Origin of the sequence: Chitinophaga sp. (assembly GCF_019236475.1) — a bacterium.
In the GTDB taxonomy this organism is placed as follows: domain Bacteria; phylum Bacteroidota; class Bacteroidia; order Chitinophagales; family Chitinophagaceae; genus Chitinophaga.
The window spans coordinates 423,201-442,091 of the sequence record NZ_JAFAIX010000005.1 but is presented as its reverse complement, the minus strand read 5'-3'; the positions used below and the strand labels follow the sequence as shown (position 1 = coordinate 442,091).

Below are 18,891 nucleotides of genomic sequence, written 5' to 3'. Positions count from 1 at the left end.
ACATTAAATCAGCTTATCCGGAGTGATAGGCAGATCCCGCACCCTTTTGCCAGTGGCATTATAAACCGCATTGGAAACAGCCGCAGCAAAGCCAATCAGCGCAATTTCGCCCATTCCTTTGGAGCCCATCGGGTTGATGTAAGGATCTTTTTTATTGATGAATAGAATATCTGTTGGTGGTGTATCAGCGTGTACAGGTACGTGATAGTCGCCAAAGTTATTATTGGCGAATCTGCCGAAACGATGATCCAGTAAGGCTTCTTCCGTAAGCGCCATACCAATGCCGCCTACTACGCCGCCTATCATCTGACTGGTAGCGGTTTTCGTATTGACGATGGTACCGCTGTCGGCCACAGATACCACATGTTTTATTCTCACAACGCCTGTAGATGCGTGCACCTGTACTTTCGCGAAATGCACAGAAAAGGAATACATCGAGTATTTCTTTCTTTCATCGCCGGCTTTGGAAGTAGTGGTCACCTGTAATACAGGCGTGTTGGACTTTTGCAGGATGTCAGCTAATGAGATCTCCATTTTACCGGCGTCGCCGGCGGTGATGAGGTAACCGTTTTCGAATTTGGAGTTTTCTGGCGTACTATTTTTGAAGGCAGGAATATGTGCCACTGCCAGTTCCAGCAGTTTCGCTTTTAGTTCTTGGCAAACGTCGTGTACTGCGCTTCCAACGGTGGATACAGTAGCGGAGCCTCCTTGTTCAGGTGCATCTGGAAAAGTAGATTCACCTAGTTGAAATTTGATATTGTTGGTGGAGATGCCAGTCGCATCGGCTGCAATTTGTACCATCGCAGTAGCGGTACCGGGGCCAATATCTGTAGTGGCGCTTTGTACCACCAAAGAACCATCTGGCTTAAAGATAGCGCCGGCGCTGGCTTTCCCGCGATGAGCGCCAAATACTCCTGTGCTGACGCCATAACCGACGAACCAATCGCCTTCTTTGAGGGCACGTGGTGTGGCAGGTCTGTTGGTCCAGCCTATTTTTGCTGCTCCCATTTCATAAGCTTCCCGCAGGTAGTTACTAGAGAAAGGAAGATTTTTTTCAGGATCAGTTTCCGCATAGTTTTTTACCCGAAGTGCGAGCGGGTCCATGCCTAGTTTGTAGGAAAGCTCATCTAGGGCCGATTCTAGAGCGAAAGCGCCAGTGGCTTCACCGGGGCCACGCATCCAGATGGGCGTGCATACATTGATAGGCACTATTTTATAGCGTGTATTCACATTCGGACAAGCATACATAAAGCGACTCATACTTGTAATCGCCTCTGTGAAATCTTCGTACGTAGAAGTAGTGGCAATCGCCTCGTGGGTGATGCCTACTAGTTGTCCGTCTGGTGTAGCACCGATACCGATTTTCTGATCCGCCGCTGGGCGATGGCCTACCATGGTGAACATCTGATCTCTACTGATTACCAGTTTCACAGGTTTGCCAACTTTCTTTGCTGCAATGATAGTAGCAATTTCGTGTGGCCATATCCGTAGTGCCATACCGAAACCGCCGCCTACAAAAGGAGAGTGGACCACAATATTCTGATCGGGGATCTGAAATATTTCGCGCAGGGCTACTTGACTGGCTTTTACTCCTTGTGTTTTGGACCAGATGGTCAGGTTGTCTGGGCCATCCCATTTAGCGATGATGCCTGCCAGTTCCATTGGATTATGTACTTCAATGGGAGTGCTGTAGCTGGCTTCCACTTGTACCGGTGCTGTTTTCCAGGCATCGGTTGTACCGCGTACATAATCTTTCATGCGGTCTGTCTGATAAGCGGCTTTATTGTTGGCGCGCATATCTGTTTGATGTACTTCTTGCTCGTATTGTACCTTCACCAGGGAAGCAGCGTATACGGCTCTTTCCATGGTATTGGCCACTACTATAGCCACGGGTTGGCCATTGGCATAAACGCGATCATCAGCGAAGATGCGGAGCTGGCGTCGGGCTTTGCCATCGGGTTGTTTGAAACCTGGAGCGGGTGGGGTATTCAGGTGCGATACCACGTCCAATACGCCTGGAGCGCGGAGGGCTGCTTTCGTATCTATGTCTTTGATGCGGCCATTGGCGATGGTACTACAAACTAAACAAGCATGCTGTAGATCGTCCATATGATTATCCGCGAAGTATTTAGCGCCGCCGGTCACTTTCAGCTTGCCGTCCACGCGGTCCAGCGGTTTGCCTACATTTTTATCCTGTCTCATACCGATGCTGCTTTTAATAGTGCAGTGACAATACTATTAGGCGCCATCTGCAGTTTGAAGGAATTGTGTTCATATGCCTTAGCATTTTCCATTGCTACGTTGGCGGCTGCACGAAAATTTTCTTCCGTTGCAGTTTTGCCGATGAGGGATTTTTCCGCAGCGGTGAGTCGCCATGGTTTATGTGCCACCCCGCCCATGGCGAGCCTGGCAGATTTAATGACATTCCCCTCTAGTTCCAATGCGGCTGCTACGGATACCAGTGCAAACGCATAGGAGGCGCGATCTCTGACCTTCAGGTAGTAAATATTTTTCGTGTAGGGATTATTGGGAACTTCCACAGCGGTGATCAGTTCACCTTTGCCGAGGGTATTATCTTTTTCAGGCGTATCGCCGGGAAGGCGGTGGAAATCTGCGAAAGGAATTTTTCTGTCTCCTTTCGGGCCGGTTACCAATACTACTGCATCGAGAGCTACGAGTGCCACGCACATATCGCTGGGATGTACCGCGATACATTTATCGCTGGCGCCGAAAATAGCATGCATGCGGTTAATGCCACCGATAGCGCCGCATCCGGAGCCAGGTTGGCGTTTATTACATGGCATGGCAGTATCGTAGAAGTAAGAGCAGCGGGTGCGTTGCATCATGTTACCGCCTACCGTAGCCATATTGCGCAATTGCTGGGAGGCCCCTGCTAGCAATGCCTGCGAGAGCAGTGGGAACTGTGCTTTCACTTGACTATCGGCGGCTACGGTACTGTTGAGTGCGAGTGCGCCGATATGCAATTTATCTTTACTGAGCTGAATATCTTTCAGTGGGAGATTATTGATGTCTACCAGTTTTTCTGGTTGCATCACACCGTTTTTCATGAGGTCCAGAAGGTTGGTGCCACCGGCAATGAAGCGGGCATTGTCATCTTTGGAAACGGCGTCTATGGCTGCTTTAGGGCTTCCTGCCCTTACGAATGAAAATGGATTCATACCTGTTGCCCTCCCTGTTTTACTTCCATCACTGCGCTGACGATATTGTCGTAAGCGCCACAGCGACAGATATTACCACTCATGAATTCGCGTATTTCTTCCGGGGAGTTGGCATGTCCTTCCCGGATGCAGGCCACTGCCGACATGATTTGTCCGGGTGTGCAATAACCGCACTGGAAGCCATCATGCTTGATGAAAGCCTGTTGCATAGGATGTAATTCTTCTCCGTTTGCCAGGCCTTCTATGGTAGTGATTTTCTTCCCTTCTTGCATGACTGCGAGGGTCAGGCAGGAATTAACCCGCATCCCGTTGACATGAACGGTGCAAGCGCCGCATTGGCCATGGTCGCAGCCTTTCTTGGTGCCGGTAAGGGCTAGTTGTTCCCGAAGAAGATCCAGTAGGGTAGTCCGTGGTTCTACGGATAGCTGGTGTTTTTTCCCATTGATCTCCATACTCACGGGTACTTTTTCAAAGAGTGCGGCGATGGCTTCATCTTTTTCCGCTGCTTTGAGTACGATAGGAGGAGTCAGTGCAAGCGCCATCATAGCGGAGGACTGCTTGAGGAAACCGCGGCGGGTTTCATGGAGTGGTTTGTGTGTTGGTTGTTTTTCGCTGTGGTCTTGTGACATACACAAGTATTTTGTACCCGCGAAAATTAGCTAAAAAAAACGGTTATTTCCGCATTTTTTGAAGAGCGGAAACAACCGTTAGTAAAAGGTTTTGTGGTTATCAGTAGCCTGCCTCGCGGAGGTGTTGCAGCCACTGCTGCCCGAATTCATTGGAAGGTTCCAGTTGCAGCAGCTTTTCAAAGGAGGCTTTGGACTCCTTGAACTGATCCATATGGTAGAAGAGAATAGCTCTGTTTAGGTGTACATATGGATTGCTTGGTGCGATCAGCATGGCTTCGTCGTAGGCTTCCATTGCTTCCGGATACTTTTCTTGTAGCATGAGAACGGAGCCTTTGTTCATCAGCAAACTAGGATCGTTGGGCGCTTGTTCCAGGCCTTTGTTGGCATATTGGAGGGCTGCTTCCAGTCGCATTTCCACGCTTTTACGGATATCCGCATTTTCGCCATTGTCTTCCATAAACTGGATAGAATGCGTCACTGATTCCATGAGGGTCACTACTTGCTGTCCATACCAGGTCGCGCTTTTCTCTACTTCCTGTGTGAAAGGAATCGCATCGAGGTCTAGTTCCTCTGTCACTTCTGGTGCAGTAGGCATCCACTGACGAGCTGGTTCATACCACCATTCGCAGAATTCGCCCAGTTCTCCGCCGTGAGGGATATCTTCCACGTAAGGGAGGCCTTCTTGTGGAATAGCATTTTTGCTGAGGATAATCTGGAAAATAGTTTGCAGGTCCTGCTTCTGGATTGGAATACCATCTTGTTCTGCCTGCATCACCATATACGGCAATAGCAGGTACCACAGGCTCAACAGATCGATGAAATCCTGTTTGGCAGCATATTCCACGATGGTCAGTGCCAGGTGGAAGAAGCCCATTGGTTCAGGAGCTGCAGCATCTTTGCCCGTAATAGTGCCGTTTGCCGCCATCGAAGACCACAGCAGGGAACCTGCATCGCAATACAACAGGTATTGTTGGGTGGTATGGTCAAAGTTAGCATATCCTGCTACTGGATTGGACGTAGCGTCCCATTCCTTACCAGGATTGGCATAGATGAAGCTGAATTTCTGATCTCCTGCTAGTTGATCAAAGTAGCGCTGGTGCTGGAGGTAAGCAGGATGAGCAGTGATCGGAAAAGTATATACGTAGTGATGTTTAATCAGTGTATCCATTACCCGGAAATGGGTAAAGCCAGTATCAAAGCTATCTTGGAGCTGATACAGGTTGAAGAAGAGGCTTCTGTAGTCAGCCTGGGTATCCTGACTGTTGTCGAGGCAGAGAATGGATAACTCTACCAGTGATTCAATTTCGTGCATCGCCATAGTTACTGCATTATTTTGCAGCAAAACTAGGGTATTTCCACCTTTTCTGTAGTGAGGAGAAGAATAAGCCTACGGCAGACACGTGTCTGCCGTAGGCTAAAAATTTATTTCAACAATGTGTTTCTAACGTACTTATAGCTGTTGGTGATACTTTGGAAAGGTTCCGTAACAATTCTGTCCTGTTCCACATACAAGTGTTTCACGCCTGCTGCTGGCGCTTTGGCCAGAATGCGTTTGAAGTCCACCGCGCCGGTGCCTACATCCGCAAAGGAAGCCATAGACAGCAGTTCCATTGCTTTTTTGTTTGCATTTTCGGGAGACACAAGTACCTCTTGTTTGGCTTTGTCAATATCTTTTACGTGCAGTGCAAAGAATCTACCAGGCGCTTGTGCAAATAATTTCACGGGATCAAAACCGGATTTGATGGCCCAGAAGCAATCGAGCTCAAAGAAAACGGAGGATTTGTCCGTGTTTTTCAACATCACCTCATAGCCTGTACCAGTAGCATCTGTCAGCGGTTTGAACTCCCAGAAGTGGTTGTGGTAGGCCACATGCAGTCCTGATTTCTTACAGTATTCAGCCGCCTTATTCAGTTGATCAGAAACAAATTTGTAGTAATCAGCCGTAGCGGGTGCATCCCATTCGGGGAAAGGCAATGCAGGCACCACGAAATATTTCTGACCTAGTTCTGCTGCGTATTCTACTTGTGCTTTCAGCTCATCGTCTTTTTCATTTCCTTTCGTGAGGAAGTGATTGAGGCCATAATGGCCACTAGGAGAAACGATGTTCAGGCTTTTCAGCAGTGCTTTCAGTTCTTTCACTGGGAGACCCCAGAATTTACCAGGATCGCCAGGCTGATAGCCGTAATAAGTTTCTACTTCCTGGTAGCCGATTTTAGCAATACGGGTGAGTGTTTCCTTTGCATTTTTGTCCAACTGATCGCGCATGGTATACAGTTGGATGCCTATCTTTTTAGGCAGGCCATTCTCTTTAGCGAAAGCGGAAAGTCCGCCGGGTAACATCATTCCAGCCGCGATCATACTCGCCTGCTGAAGAAAAGAACGTCTTGAAGTACTCATATGAAGAACATTAAAACTAACGTGGAGATATGTCGGGATGAAAATAATAAAACGAAATTGATTGCAATGAAAAATTATTGCATGGAGCAATAAATTATGAACATATTGCGTATTTATACAATGTAAAATCACCTACAACAAGCGCATGAAAAATCTGTTTTTATCATCTTGTATCTTGTTACTGCTGTCTGCTTGCAGTAAGTCGTCTTCCAATTCCAGCAATAGCGGGCCTCAATTGGTTTTTAAGTTTCATTTTGATTCCACGCAAGTGCGATTGGGAAATACGGGTCAACCGGTAGCTATTCCTGCGGGCAATGCCGGGCAGCACCCTATATTTCGGAAGATGAGTTCTCATTACTTGGAGTTGGCGCCAACCGCCACTACCATGCTGGGCAAGGGTGCTATCTTGTACCGTGCGCCTGAAACTACTGCTGGCGGTGAATCTGCGATAGATTTTAATAAATCCACCGCAGTGGGAGAAGGGGAAACTTTCTTTAGTATGCCGTTGAACCAGGTTCCTGCTGGTAGTTATGAGTGGTTGCGCTTATCCTTGGCTTTTCAGCAATATGACGTGAGCTTTCATGTGGATACGGTGATTAGTGGATTCCCTATTAAGGGCGATTATACCGGTACTGTAGCCTCTTTTATTGGTTTTAATACGTATCTGCAAGATTACTTGGTGAAAACGAAAACCGTTACTGTAAATGGCAATCGTAAGCAAGGATATTGGGCGTTTGAATCTGCGTTGGCAGGGCAGGCCAATGTGGTATCTGGGCAGGCGCCAGCAGGTGCTACCACCGTGGTGAATCCGTTGTTCGCTACTTCGCCCGTACCGGCTGGGTCTTGTGTGGTGACCGCTGCATTTGCGCCAGGGAAGTTGGTGATCACTGGTCAGGAGCAAAAGGATATAGTCGTAACCGTTAGTTTGTCTGTGAATAAGAGTTTTGAATGGGTAGACGATAACCAGGATGGAAAATGGGAACCTTTGAGTGGAGAGAAAGTGGTGGATATGGGCATTCGCGGCATGATTCCTCGTATAGTCAACTGATAAATGAACACCATTGCCTATTCCCTGCTGCAGCGGAACTGCAGTAGGGAATAGTACATTCATCTTCACTTAAATCAGTGACGGATGAAGTTTTTTTCCCGACGCAAGCCCACCACGAATGCTGAAAAGAAAAAGAAATCACTGCTCAGGGAATGGATAGATGCAATTGTTTTTGCAGTTGTTGTGGCCACCCTTATCAGAACCTTTCTATTTGAAGCATTTGTTATCCCCACTCCCTCCATGGAGCAGACGTTATTAGTGAACGATTATATTTTTGTTAGTAAAGTTAGTTATGGTCCAAGAATTCCCATTACCCCATTGGCCATTCCTTTTACGAATTCAACACTGCCTTTTTTAACTGGTGTAAAGCCATACTCCACTGCGGTACAATGGCCTTATATGCGACTCCCAGGCTTTGGTAAACCCAAGCGATACGATGTCATTGTTTTTAATCTTCCTGCGGGAGATACTGTGGTGACGGATAAACATGGAGAAGAGTTGAATGCATACCAGGTGGGTTCCATTGATGGTTATCCTCCTCCAGATATACGCCCAGTAGATAAAAGAGCTACTTGGATCAAACGTTGTATAGGATTGCCTGGAGATACCGTTACTATTAAGAATGGTGAGGTATCTGTAAATGGACAGTTACAAATCTTGCCGCCTGAATCGGAAATGAAATACATTATCACGGATAATACCTGTAAAACTTTGCCCTCCTCCTTGCGTAAGGAATTGCGGATTGACAGTAATTTTTACCAGTATTATCGGGATTCTACCAAAACTAGATATAACCTAACAGTTGTAGCCCGTGAAAAATTGCGGAAGCTGGGTTATCAAGTGGAATTGGATTCCGCTACAGAAAAGGATAAAAGGATGTATCCTTATGATACGATGTATGCCTGGAACCGGGATAATTTCGGCCCTATTTATGTGCCAAAGAAAGGTGATGTGGTGCAGTTGACCAGGGAAAACATCGGGCTATATATACGGATTATCGGCACTTATGAGGGCAATAAGCTGGATACGACGAATGGTAGGATATTGATAAATGGCGTGCCCGCGTCTTCCTATACCTTTAAAATGAATTATTACTGGATGATGGGAGATAACAGGCATTATTCTGATGACTCCCGTTATTGGGGATTTCTGCCGGAAAATCATATTGTGGGTAAGGCTACCATGGTGTGGCTAAGCGTAGGTTCCGGCAATATAAGATGGCGAAGGATGTTTCATTTTATTAATTAGAAGCTGTATTAGAAGAATGGATTGACGTCTGCGGTGTCAATCCATTCTTCTGATTTTTTTCGTCGTCCCTGCCCAGCGGGCAGGGACGACAGGCAGAAAAGTTTTTCCCTATTTATTGCTTTCGCGCACGTGCTGTAATAGTCCGTCAAGTGCTTGTCTGTTCAAGAGTTTACCTTTTACCACTACTGCATTTATTTTTTGTGTATTGGTGATATCCTCTAGTGGGTTGGCATTCAGTAAAAGAATGTCGGCCTTTTTTCCGGTAGCGATAGCGCCATAATTTGTTTTATGCAGGAATGCAGGAGAATTGATGACAGAAGCCTGTAGGGCCTGTAAAGGCGTGATATGGCCAAATTGTACCATCAGTGCCAGTTCCTGGTGCAAACCAATTCCCGGATAGTCGTACGAGTTAAGATAACCCGCATCTGTACCTGCCATAATTTTCACGCCCGCTTTTTCCAGCAATGGCAGAATAGCAGCAGTTTTAGCAAAAACTTCTTTACGCCATGCGATAGCAGCACTATCATCTTGCATGGTGCGGTTTACACGCCATTCATAAGTACCTTGGATACCTTTACCAATGTATTGTAGGTAAGGATCGTGTTTATGATCATCTTTATCCAGGTAAGCGAGCAGGTGAGGGAGTGTAAGCGTTGGCGTTACTGCGGTACCGCGGGCAGCCATCATCCTGTATGTTTTCATGGCTGCGGCAGTATCGAAGTGCGACATGATATACTTATTGATATCGCGTCCTTTCAATTCGCCTTTTGCAATCATCTGGGATAAGGCGGCTTCATCTTTCACGCCTGCTTTCCACGCATATCCAAGATGTTCCACTGCGCTCAATCCTGCTGCTGTAACCTGGTCCATTGTGAGTGTATATGGAATATGGGCAGACACGGCCCATCCGCGTTTGCGGGCTTCCCGCAACGCTTCGAGATACAGATCGTTTTTGAGAGTATTGTCTGTAACTTTTATGAAATCTACTTTAATGCGTTGAAGTGAGTCCAACGCTTTCTGTAATTCCGCACTGGTACCTATTTCTAGGTCGTTTAACCAGATGGATTTATATCCTTCCAGTTTAGGACCCGAGGTGAAAATAGTGGGTCCTTGTAGGGTACCATTGTTCACTTCTCCTCTCCATTTAATTACCAGGTCGCTGATATCAGCGGAGCAATCACGCACCGTGGTGATACCATGCGCCAGGTAGAGGGGGAGGAAGTTTTTATTTTCATTTGCGAGGGTATCGCCGCCACCGAAGTGCATATGCATGTCCCATAACCCGGGCATCGCGTATTTGCCCGCAGCATCATAAGTTTCGCTGGCTTTGAATTTATTCGCTTTGTTATCGTCTGTGACAGCGATAATACTATCATGGCGCACCACGATAGCTTGACCGGCTTTGATTTTCCCAGTGGCCACATCGATTACCTTCGCATTGCGGATAATCAGGTCGGCTTGTTGGCTGAAAGCGCTGAAGCTGCCCATCATAGCGATAGAGGCCAGCAGAATTTTTTTCATCATTGTAGGCTGCGTTGTTTTATGTTGATGATAAATGCGGTCAGGATGAATGCGCCCCCCAGGAGGCATACGGCTATCCAGCCACCTTCACCCCATGCTATGGCACCTAATAGGGAGCCCATTGAGCCGCCGGCAAAGGAACTGGAAATATATACGGTATTGAGTCGGCTACGCGCTTCCGGGCGCAGGGCAAATACTTTCGATTGGTTAGAGATATGCGTTACCTGCATCCCTACATCCAATAGAATGACACCTGCAATGAGCCCTATCAGCGAAGCCGCAGAGAATCCCATGATAATATACGCTCCTAATGCGGCAATGATCCCTAGTCGGATGGTAAATTGTGGCCCTTTTGTATCTGTAGATTTTCCTGCAATTGGCGCTGCGAGTGCACCACAAGCCCCGATCACACCAAATAAACCTACTACATCACTTTTGAAGAAGAAAGGACTTCCTTCCAGGAGGAATACCAGGGTTGTCCAGAATACGCTGAATGCCCCGAACATACAGAAGCCCGTGAAAGCTGCTTGTCGCAGTGCAGGTAATTCCCTGATTAAAGTAACCAATGATTTCATCAAGCTACCATAGCTCCCCATAAAAGAAGGAGGATTTTTAGGCAATTTTGCCGCTAGGATCAGCATTAATATCACCATGGATACGCCACCTATGATAAACACGGCTCTCCAGCCTAGATGGGCGCCAATAAAGCCGCTGAGGGTGCGGGATAAGAGGATACCGATCAGCAATCCACTCATGACTTTACCTACAATACGGCCTCTTGACTCCTCTGGGGCCAGCGTAGCGGCCATGGGCAGTAATAGTTGTGGTACTGCGGAGAAGAATCCGATGAGGAAACTAGCTGCGATCATCATCGCGAAATTGGCCGCAGCGGCGGCGAGGAACATACATATAGCAGCACCTGCGATCTTTATCAGGATGAGTTTTCGTCTTTCTGTTTTATCGCCTAAAGGAACGATAAATAATAAGCCCAAGGTATATCCTACCTGGGTAATAGTAGCAATGATACTTACTTGGCCAGAAGTTAGACCAAAGGTCTCTGCAATTTGTACCAGCAGGGGTTGGTTATAGTAAATATTGGCCACTACCAATCCACACGTAATGGCCATCAGCATTACAAGTCCCTGGCTGAGCGCCGTGGTAGGGGCTTTTATACGTTTGTCCATTAATACATTTTCCATCATACCTACAAAGGTAACAGGAGCTTAGGGCGGAAAATGGTACTCATTATAACATTGCGGGTACTTTTTATTTTTTGCGGCGGAACTCCAGGGGCGTTTGTTCCGTGTATTTTCGGAAGAAGCGGGAGAAGTAGGAGCTGTCTTTAAAGCCCAGTGAATACGCGATTTCGCGGATGTCCATGGTGGTGAGGGAGAGCATGCGTTTTGCTTCGAGGAGTATGCGTTCGCGGATATATTCCCCTGCGGTACGACCTGTTTCCCGGCTACATACCTGGTTTAGATAACTGGGAGTGATATGGAGTTTGTCGGCATAAAATTGCACCCCTGCTTCTTGGGTATAATGTCTTTCCAGCATCTGCAAAAATTTGTTTATCAGGTGATTGCTGGTGCTGTGGCTAATTTCAGGATGTGCGGCCGTATACCATCGTTGGAGGAGGAATAGTACCACCTGTAAACGATGATGTAAAATACTGCTGTGAAGGAGCTGGTGTTGGGCCATTTCCTCATGCATGAGATGCAGCTCGTGTTGTAATTGTTTTAGTTGTGTAGGGGTGAGTTGTAGTACAGGAATCGTATTGGGTGTGAAGAAGGGCCACAGCGGTCCTTTCTGAGCGAGGAAAGCAGGAGAAAACATCACCTGGTAGCCATGCGTATCTGCGGAGATATCCCATTGATGGGCTTGGCCTGGTGCGAGGAAAAAGATACTGCGATGCTGTACGGTGTAGTCTTCAAAATCGATGGTATGTGTGCCCGATCCTTTTTCTATCAGCAGCAGCATGTAGAAGTCATGCTTATGCGGTTCCGCTATCACTGTGGTGTTGATAGGCGCATGATGAATGATTTTGAAATCTTCCGCTCTATAGGGAAGATCAAATATCTTTTCTATACCAAAAACGGGCAATTTCATACGCTATAAAGGTAGTACAATGATTTGTGCAAATTATAGGTGAAAGTGACTAATTTTGTGCTTGTTATGCCACTCGTGAACCATTCAGATTATGAGGCGCCCATTTTTATGCGCAATCGTCATTTACTGACGATTTATCCCACCTTGTTTAGGAAAATAGCCCCTGCAGCTTATAGAAGAGAACGTATACCCACCGCCGACAACGATTTCCTGGACCTGGATTTCAGTGAAAAAGGAAATGACAAGGTGGTGATCATCTTGCATGGATTGGAAGGGGATGCTTCCCGGAAGTATGTATTGGGAATGGTACACGTATTCAATGCCGCAGGATATGATACCGTTTCCATGAATTTCCGTGGTTGTAGTGGGGAGCCTAATCAGGCATTGCGTTTTTATCATAGTGGCGAGACAGGTGACTTGGACATTGTTGTCCGTTATATCACTTCCTTGAAACGCTATTCCTCCATACATCTGGTAGGATTTTCCCTTGGAGGGAATGTTACACTGAAATATGTGGGAGAGCAGGGAGATCAGATTAATCCGTTGGTTCGTTCTGCGGTGGCTATCTCTGTGCCTTGTGACTTGGCCAGCAGTTCACTGGAATTAGCTAAAGGGCATAACAGCATTTACATGAACCGGTTTATCCGCAGTTTAGGGCAGAAGCTGAAAGATAAGCAGTTGCGGTATCCGGAGGCGATTGATCTCACCGATTATCATAAAATTCGCAATTTCAGACAGTTCGATGATCGCTATACCGCGCCTATGCATGGTTTTAAAGATGCGGTGACCTATTGGAGGGAATGTAGTTCCCTGCATTACTTGAAAAATATAAGTATTCCTGCCTTACTCATCAATGCGCAGGATGATCCCTTTTTAAGTAAGGAGTGTTTCCCGTATGATATCGCCGCTGCACATCCTCATTTGTATTTGGAAACTCCTCGTACAGGCGGACATGTAGGCTTTCTGGGCTTTAAAGATCCCGTATATTGGTCTGAGAAACGCGCATTGGCATTTACCGCTGGTATTTGTTGATGGTGTAAAAAATACATTTAATAGGGATCGTGTCTCCCAAACCTATTCAACTGCAAGCGTTTGTTAAAAACAGCTTGTAGTTTTAACAGTTTTTTATAATTTACGTCCAGCCTTTAGCATCTATTTCTTATTACTATGGAGCGTATGCCATCCGAAGAGGAAGTGTTATACAGGATGCGTGATGGAGATGAATCTGCCTTTTCAAGTATTTATCGGCACTATCACCCTGGTTTGTATGTTTACTTGTTACGATTCTGTAAGGTCCCGTCGTTGGCGGAAGATCTAGTGCATGACGTGTTTCTAAAGGTTTGGGAAATACGTGAAAGAATTAACCCCCAGTTATCATTTAGCAGCTATCTGTACAGGATAGCTAGAAACCATGTATTAAAAACAATTCATAAGCTGGCAGATGACCATGCCCTCCGGACGCAATTGTTTATGCAATTGCAGGAGCGGGAGCACAGCAATGAAACCGATGTACTGTCGAAGGAATATAACCGTTTGTTCCAGGAAGCATTTGCCGGGCTAACGGCACAGCGTCAGAATGTGTTCCGCCTATGCAGGCAGGAAGGCAAGAGCTATGACGAAGCAGCGGCTATATTAGGCATTTCCAGGAATGCCGTCAAAAAGCATATGGTCATGAGTATGCGGTTCATTCAGGACTATATTTATCGTCATGGGGATATATTGATTGCCTCTTTTATGGTGGCGACTCTCATGCGCTAAAAAAATATTTTTAACAGGGGGTACCCTGTTTCTTCATTTCCGGATATTATAAACAGTGGCACTGCTAAAATGTGCCGAACACGTTAAATACGTTATGCATCACCCTGCATCTTATTATCAGCAACTTTTAACCAGATACCTGGATGGGAATTGTACGCCTGCAGAAGTCGAAGAACTGCTAGCATGGCTCAACACCCCCGAGGCGCGGCGTGCTGCGCTGACAACGATGCAGGAGGATTTTGAACGGAGTATGTCCACTCCCGTTAGTGTGCCGGAGGCGATGAGTAATCGCGTGGAAACGAGGTTGCTACAGGAAATAAGTAAAAATAAAGTGGTGCCTATGTATCAGCGGCGCCGCAATAAGTGGTTAGCGGCTGCTGCTGCCATGACTGCGCTGGTGGTATCAGCGGGATACTTCATAAAACATCATCGTGTGCAATCGGCTGCTGTGCAGCCTATCGTGCATGTAACAGATATTAAGCCGGGATCAGATAAGGCTATCCTGACCCTGGCCGATGGAACCCAGGTGACGCTGGATAGTGCAGGCCATCAGGTAATAGCACAGGGAGGTACACAGATTAAACAAAAGAATGGTCAGTTGCAATATGTGGCTGGCACCAATACTACACAGGCTGTAACTTATAATATGCTGCGTGTACCCCGCGGCGGACAATTCAAAGTAGTATTACCTGATGGCACTACCGTTTGGCTGAACGCCGCTTCTAGTTTGCGCTATCCTACCGCCTTTACGGGTAGTAACCGCATCGTGGAAATAGAAGGGCAGGCTTATTTTGAGGTAGCACAAAACAGTAATAAGCCCTTCATTGTACAGGCGGGAAAAACGACCATACAGGTGCTGGGTACCGGTTTTGATATTATGTCTTATCCCGATGAAAAAGAGCAGCGCACAACGTTGGTAGATGGCGCAGTGAAAGTGATCAGTGGAAAGACGGAAAAAATACTGAAGCCGGGGCAGCAGGTTGCTCTGGATAATGAAACCGGAGTTGCTACTGTACAAGATGCGGATGTACAGGGCGTTATCGCCTGGAAAACCGGCTTCTTTGAATTTGATAATGTGAGTCTGGCTACAGTGCTGCGTCAATTAGGACGCTGGTATGATCTGGACATCGACAATAGGTTTTTGCATAATAACAGCAGATTGGGAGGACGTATCAGCAGAAACCTTCCACTGTCAGAAATATTACCCATGCTGAAAAGTGCGGGAGCGGATTTTCATTTGAATGGACGAACGCTAACTGTGACTGCAGCAGAAAAATAGATATTACGAGATATAGAAATTATTAACTAAAACAACCAAAAAAAGGACAGCGTATAACCTAGGCCGTTATTCCACGTCGGCGATACCACGTTCACTATTAGTAACTGAAACAAAGAAAGCAAACACACAATGACAACCGAAACTAGCTAACAGTTTCCTTGTCCAAAAAAAACCGGAAGCGCTCGCAACACTCCCGGCAACATTTGGGCAGGTGAACTGAACAGAATCCCTTATCGAATCATATTCGTCAATTCCCAAACACTACAAAAGTATGCAATTTAACTTTAGTGGTATAGTTTCCTGCACCCGGAAATTTATATCTACAAAAACGTTCTGCGTTATGAAATTGACTGCCTTTTTGCTGCTTGCAGCATGCTTACATATTAGCGCAAAAGGATTGTCGCAGCAGATCACCCTCACGGAAAAAGGCGCCCCCCTGAAGAAAGTGCTCAGAGAGGTTGCCCGCCAAGCAGGAATATCTGTTGTATATGATGAAACTCAACTGGCTGCCACTAATCCAGTTACGATGTCCGTAAGAAATGTGACTGTCCAGGCAGCCTTGGATAAAGCCCTCGAAGGACAGCCATTATCCTATAAAGTGGATGGCTCCCGTATCACCTTGATAAAGTTGCCGCCTCCTGCCAATCTTTCCCAGGATTCCTCCTTTAATGTTAGTGGGAGAATACTGGATGAAAAAGGAGATCCCATTATCGGCGCTACCATCCGTATCCATGGGACCAGCACAGGCACCACTACAGATATCTCCGGGAAATTTTCCATTAAAGTACCTGGGCCCAAATCCCAGTTGGCTTTTTCTTTTATCGGCTATACTCAGCAGGTATTACAGGCGTCGACTAGTCCGATGACTGTAAAACTCGCCCTTGCTGCTACCTCTCTGACGGAAACGGTAGTCGTAGGTTATGGTATCCAGAAGAAAAGTGTTGTTACTGGATCTATCTCTTCTATCAAGTCCGCTGAATTTGAAAATCAGCCTGTAACCCGCGTTGAGCAAGTGTTACAAGGTCGTACCTCCGGTGTAACCGTAGTAGCGGCTTCCGGCCAGCCAGGTTCCGCTTCGGCTGTTCGTATCCGCGGTAATACCAGCTTCAATAACAACGATCCCCTCTGGGTAGTAGACGGCGTGGTAGTAGATAACGGTGGTATCAGTTACCTGAACCAGTCTGATATCGAATCCATTGAAGTACTGAAAGATGCGGCTTCTGCTGCGATCTACGGTACTCGCGCAGCTAATGGCGTTATCCTGGTAACCACCAAAAAAGGAAAAGCAGGCAAACTGTCTGTTAGCTATAATGGTTACCTCGGTACTTCCGCGCCTGCACGTAAGCTGAAAATGCTGAATGCCATGGAATACGCTACCCTCCGCAACGAGGCCCTCGTCGCCGACGGTAAAGCGCCTTTATATGCAGACCCTAAATCACTCGGTCAGGGTACTGATTGGCAGGCGCAGATCTTCAATAACCACGCTGCTCGCCAAAATCATGAAATAAGTTTGAGCGGCGGTAACGATAAATCTACTTTCTATACTTCCTTTGGTTTTATGAAACAGGAGGGTATCGTTGCTTCTGATATTTCTAACTATCAGCGTGCATCTTTCCGTACCAATTCTGCACATAAAATTGCTAAATGGCTGACTTTCGGTGAGAATATTGGCTATTCCTACGAGAAAACACTGAGTCTCGGTAATACGAACAGTGAGTTTGGCGGTCCGCTCAGCTCTGCTATCAACCTGGATCCTACCACTCCTGTGGTAGAAACAGATCCTGCAAAAGCTAACGCTGCTCCCTATACGAATAATGGTGGCGTAGGTATCTGGAGAGATGCCAACGGTAACCCTTATGGTATTTCTGGTGTAGTAGGACAAGAGATCACCAACCCATTGGCTTATATCAAATCAAGACTGGGTAACTACAACTGGGCACATAACCTGGTAGGTAATGCATACCTGGAAATGGAGCCTATCAAAGGTTTGAAAGTGCGCTCTAGTCTGGGTGGTAAGATTGCCTTCTACGGATCAGAAACATTTAGTCCTATTTCCTACCTGAACTCTTCTACTACTAACCCTCGTACTAACTTCGCGAGAGATCAGAATAACAGCCTTGCTTGGAACCTGGAGAATACGATCTCTTATTCCCGATTGATCGATGGTCACGACTTCACCATCCTCATTGGTCAGGGTGCTTACATGGACGGTCATACCGCCAATACCAACGTTGTCTATTACGATATCCCGGCAACTAATTTCAAGGATGCATCCCTCAACTATAACACCGCACAGGCCAATCGCCTGGCAAGTGGTAAAGACGGACAAGAACACCGAGTTTCCTCTCTCTTTGCTCGTTTGAACTATAACTATCGTGAGAAATATCTCTTCACCGCTATCGTGCGTAGAGATGGTTCTAGCAGATTTGGTCCTGAATTCAAATATGGTACTTTCCCTTCCGTATCTGGTGGTTGGGTACCTTCAAAAGAAATCTTCTGGCCTGAAAATAAAGTGGTTGACTTCCTGAAAATCCGTGGTGGATACGGAACAGTAGGTAATGACAACATTACAGACAATGGCTTCCTCTCCACTATTGGCGATGGTAGAAACTATACCCTCGGTTCAGATGGTAAAATCTGGGTGGGTAATAGCCCGAACGCCCCTGCCAATCCTGGTTTACATTGGGAAGAAACCCGTCAATCCAACATCGGTTTTGAAATGGCTTTCCTGCAACATTTCAACTTTGTGTTCGACTGGTTCAACAAGAAAACAGTAGGTATCCTGATGAATCCACGTGTACCTACTTACACCGGCGCATTCGGTAACCCTCCTGCCAACGTAGCAGATAACCAGAACCGAGGTATCGACCTGGAACTGGGCTATCATGGCAACATAGGCGCGGTGAAACTGAATGTAAACGCCAATGCTGCTTATGTGAAAAACACGGTGCTATACCTGGGCCCAGGTGTAAACTATATCACTACCAGCCAGCAAACTTTCCAAAGCAGTACTTATCCAATCACCCGTACAATCCTGGGTGAGGCGTTCAATGCCTTCTATGGCTTCAAAACAAACGGTATCTTCCAAACACAGGCAGATATAGATAACTACAAAGATGCGAAAGGAAATAAAATTCAGCCGAACGCCAAACCTGGTGATTTCCGTTGGGTAGATACCAATGGCGATGGCCAGATCACTGACGCAGACCGCCAGATCCTCGGTAATCCTACACCTACTTGGACCTACGGTATGAATATCTCTGCCACTTATAAAAACTTCGACCTGGCCCTGTTTGCACAAGGTGCTGGTGGAAATAAAATCTTCCAGGGACTCCGTCGTCTGGATATCTTGAACGCCAACTACCAGGTGAAAGCGCTGGGCCGCTGGACGGGTCCTGGTACTACAAACGACTATCCCCGCCTGATTGATTCAGATCCTAATCGCAACTTCTCCAATCCTTCTGATTTCTACCTGGAAGACGGCAGCTATGTACGTCTGAAAGTACTGCAGTTGGGATATACATTGTCTAACCAGATTATCAAACGCATCGGTGCCCAACGTGTACGGATATACGTAACTGGCGAAAACCTGTTTACGTTTACAAAATATACTGGCTTTGATCCGGAAATCGGTGGAACCATTTCCAGCATCGACCGTGGTATTTATCCACAGGCACGTTCTTACATGGTGGGACTGAATGTTACTTTCTGATAATTAAAACACCC

At 46.6% G+C, this 18,891-nt stretch carries 14 protein-coding genes; 6 read left to right on the top strand and 8 right to left on the bottom strand.

Annotated elements, in window-relative coordinates:
• Positions 1–3 precede the first annotated feature (3 nt).
• The 5 genes from JO154_RS09045 to JO154_RS09025 form a co-directional block, all read right to left on the bottom strand.
• Entirely contained in the window at positions 4–2,202 is a 2,199-nt protein-coding gene (locus tag JO154_RS09045; protein ID WP_291944034.1) for a xanthine dehydrogenase family protein molybdopterin-binding subunit, read from the bottom strand.
• A complete protein-coding gene (locus JO154_RS09040; RefSeq protein WP_291944032.1) occupies positions 2,199–3,179 on the bottom strand; it encodes a xanthine dehydrogenase family protein subunit M in 981 nt (326 codons plus the stop codon). Before JO154_RS09040 ends, JO154_RS09045 begins: the two co-directional genes overlap by 4 nt.
• Complete coding sequence (locus JO154_RS09035; RefSeq protein ID WP_291944031.1) at positions 3,176–3,808, bottom strand: 2Fe-2S iron-sulfur cluster-binding protein; 633 nt, start codon at positions 3,806–3,808, stop codon at positions 3,176–3,178. Before JO154_RS09035 ends, JO154_RS09040 begins: the two co-directional genes overlap by 4 nt.
• Positions 3,809–3,908: 100 nt before the next feature.
• Positions 3,909–5,126 (bottom strand): tetratricopeptide repeat protein, encoded by a 1,218-nt coding sequence (locus tag JO154_RS09030; protein ID WP_291944028.1) that lies wholly within the window; start codon positions 5,124–5,126, stop codon positions 3,909–3,911.
• Between the two features lie 104 nt (positions 5,127–5,230).
• Positions 5,231–6,205: a sugar phosphate isomerase/epimerase gene (locus JO154_RS09025; protein ID WP_291944027.1), complete on the bottom strand. Its 975-nt coding sequence runs from the start codon at positions 6,203–6,205 to the stop codon at positions 5,231–5,233.
• Positions 6,206–6,350: 145 nt separating this feature from the next.
• Here JO154_RS09025 and JO154_RS09020 point away from each other — a divergent pair, with 145 nt between their 5' ends.
• Both JO154_RS09020 and lepB read left to right on the top strand, forming a co-directional pair.
• Positions 6,351–7,253, top strand: coding sequence for a hypothetical protein (locus tag JO154_RS09020; RefSeq protein WP_291944024.1), 903 nt, complete (start codon positions 6,351–6,353; stop codon positions 7,251–7,253).
• A gap of 84 nt (positions 7,254–7,337) precedes the next feature.
• Positions 7,338–8,501, top strand: a complete 1,164-nt coding sequence (lepB, locus tag JO154_RS09015; RefSeq protein ID WP_291944022.1) for a signal peptidase I — start codon at positions 7,338–7,340, stop codon at positions 8,499–8,501.
• A gap of 108 nt (positions 8,502–8,609) precedes the next feature.
• Here lepB and JO154_RS09010 read toward each other — a convergent pair whose 3' ends face one another.
• The 3 genes from JO154_RS09010 to JO154_RS09000 form a co-directional block, all read right to left on the bottom strand.
• Positions 8,610–10,025, bottom strand: a complete 1,416-nt coding sequence (locus tag JO154_RS09010; RefSeq protein ID WP_291944020.1) for an amidohydrolase family protein — start codon at positions 10,023–10,025, stop codon at positions 8,610–8,612.
• Positions 10,022–11,206, bottom strand: a complete 1,185-nt coding sequence (locus JO154_RS09005) for an MFS transporter (protein ID WP_291944018.1) — start codon at positions 11,204–11,206, stop codon at positions 10,022–10,024. Before JO154_RS09005 ends, JO154_RS09010 begins: the two co-directional genes overlap by 4 nt.
• Positions 11,207–11,288: 82 nt before the next feature.
• Complete coding sequence (locus JO154_RS09000) at positions 11,289–12,128, bottom strand: helix-turn-helix domain-containing protein (protein WP_291944017.1); 840 nt, start codon at positions 12,126–12,128, stop codon at positions 11,289–11,291.
• 66 nt (positions 12,129–12,194) lie between these two features.
• Between JO154_RS09000 and JO154_RS08995 the strand changes: the two genes are divergently transcribed.
• From JO154_RS08995 to JO154_RS08980, 4 genes are all read left to right on the top strand, one after another.
• Positions 12,195–13,160: an alpha/beta fold hydrolase gene (locus JO154_RS08995; protein ID WP_291944015.1), complete on the top strand. Its 966-nt coding sequence runs from the start codon at positions 12,195–12,197 to the stop codon at positions 13,158–13,160.
• A 135-nt stretch (positions 13,161–13,295) separates the two neighbouring features.
• Complete coding sequence (locus JO154_RS08990; RefSeq protein WP_291944012.1) at positions 13,296–13,886, top strand: sigma-70 family RNA polymerase sigma factor; 591 nt, start codon at positions 13,296–13,298, stop codon at positions 13,884–13,886.
• Positions 13,887–13,980: 94 nt separating this feature from the next.
• Positions 13,981–15,165: a FecR domain-containing protein gene (locus JO154_RS08985; protein ID WP_291944010.1), complete on the top strand. Its 1,185-nt coding sequence runs from the start codon at positions 13,981–13,983 to the stop codon at positions 15,163–15,165.
• Between the two features lie 340 nt (positions 15,166–15,505).
• Positions 15,506–18,877 (top strand): TonB-dependent receptor, encoded by a 3,372-nt coding sequence (locus JO154_RS08980; protein WP_291944006.1) that lies wholly within the window; start codon positions 15,506–15,508, stop codon positions 18,875–18,877.
• Positions 18,878–18,891: the final 14 nt, after the last annotated feature.

What these genes read in the sequence shown, in the direction of transcription:
- JO154_RS09045 (WP_291944034.1), bottom strand. Translation starts at nt 2,202, where the DNA reads ATGAGACAGGATAAAAATGTAGGCAAACCGCTGGACCGCGTGGACGGC.
- JO154_RS09040 (WP_291944032.1), bottom strand. Translation starts at nt 3,179, where the DNA reads ATGAATCCATTTTCATTCGTAAGGGCAGGAAGCCCTAAAGCAGCCATA.
- JO154_RS09035 (WP_291944031.1), bottom strand. Translation starts at nt 3,808, where the DNA reads ATGTCACAAGACCACAGCGAAAAACAACCAACACACAAACCACTCCAT.
- JO154_RS09030 (WP_291944028.1), bottom strand. Translation starts at nt 5,126, where the DNA reads ATGGCGATGCACGAAATTGAATCACTGGTAGAGTTATCCATTCTCTGC.
- JO154_RS09025 (WP_291944027.1), bottom strand. Translation starts at nt 6,205, where the DNA reads ATGAGTACTTCAAGACGTTCTTTTCTTCAGCAGGCGAGTATGATCGCG.
- JO154_RS09020 (WP_291944024.1), top strand. Translation starts at nt 6,351, where the DNA reads ATGAAAAATCTGTTTTTATCATCTTGTATCTTGTTACTGCTGTCTGCT.
- lepB (WP_291944022.1), top strand. Translation starts at nt 7,338, where the DNA reads ATGAAGTTTTTTTCCCGACGCAAGCCCACCACGAATGCTGAAAAGAAA.
- JO154_RS09010 (WP_291944020.1), bottom strand. Translation starts at nt 10,025, where the DNA reads ATGATGAAAAAAATTCTGCTGGCCTCTATCGCTATGATGGGCAGCTTC.
- JO154_RS09005 (WP_291944018.1), bottom strand. Translation starts at nt 11,206, where the DNA reads ATGGACAAACGTATAAAAGCCCCTACCACGGCGCTCAGCCAGGGACTT.
- JO154_RS09000 (WP_291944017.1), bottom strand. Translation starts at nt 12,128, where the DNA reads ATGAAATTGCCCGTTTTTGGTATAGAAAAGATATTTGATCTTCCCTAT.
- JO154_RS08995 (WP_291944015.1), top strand. Translation starts at nt 12,195, where the DNA reads ATGCCACTCGTGAACCATTCAGATTATGAGGCGCCCATTTTTATGCGC.
- JO154_RS08990 (WP_291944012.1), top strand. Translation starts at nt 13,296, where the DNA reads ATGGAGCGTATGCCATCCGAAGAGGAAGTGTTATACAGGATGCGTGAT.
- JO154_RS08985 (WP_291944010.1), top strand. Translation starts at nt 13,981, where the DNA reads ATGCATCACCCTGCATCTTATTATCAGCAACTTTTAACCAGATACCTG.
- JO154_RS08980 (WP_291944006.1), top strand. Translation starts at nt 15,506, where the DNA reads ATGAAATTGACTGCCTTTTTGCTGCTTGCAGCATGCTTACATATTAGC.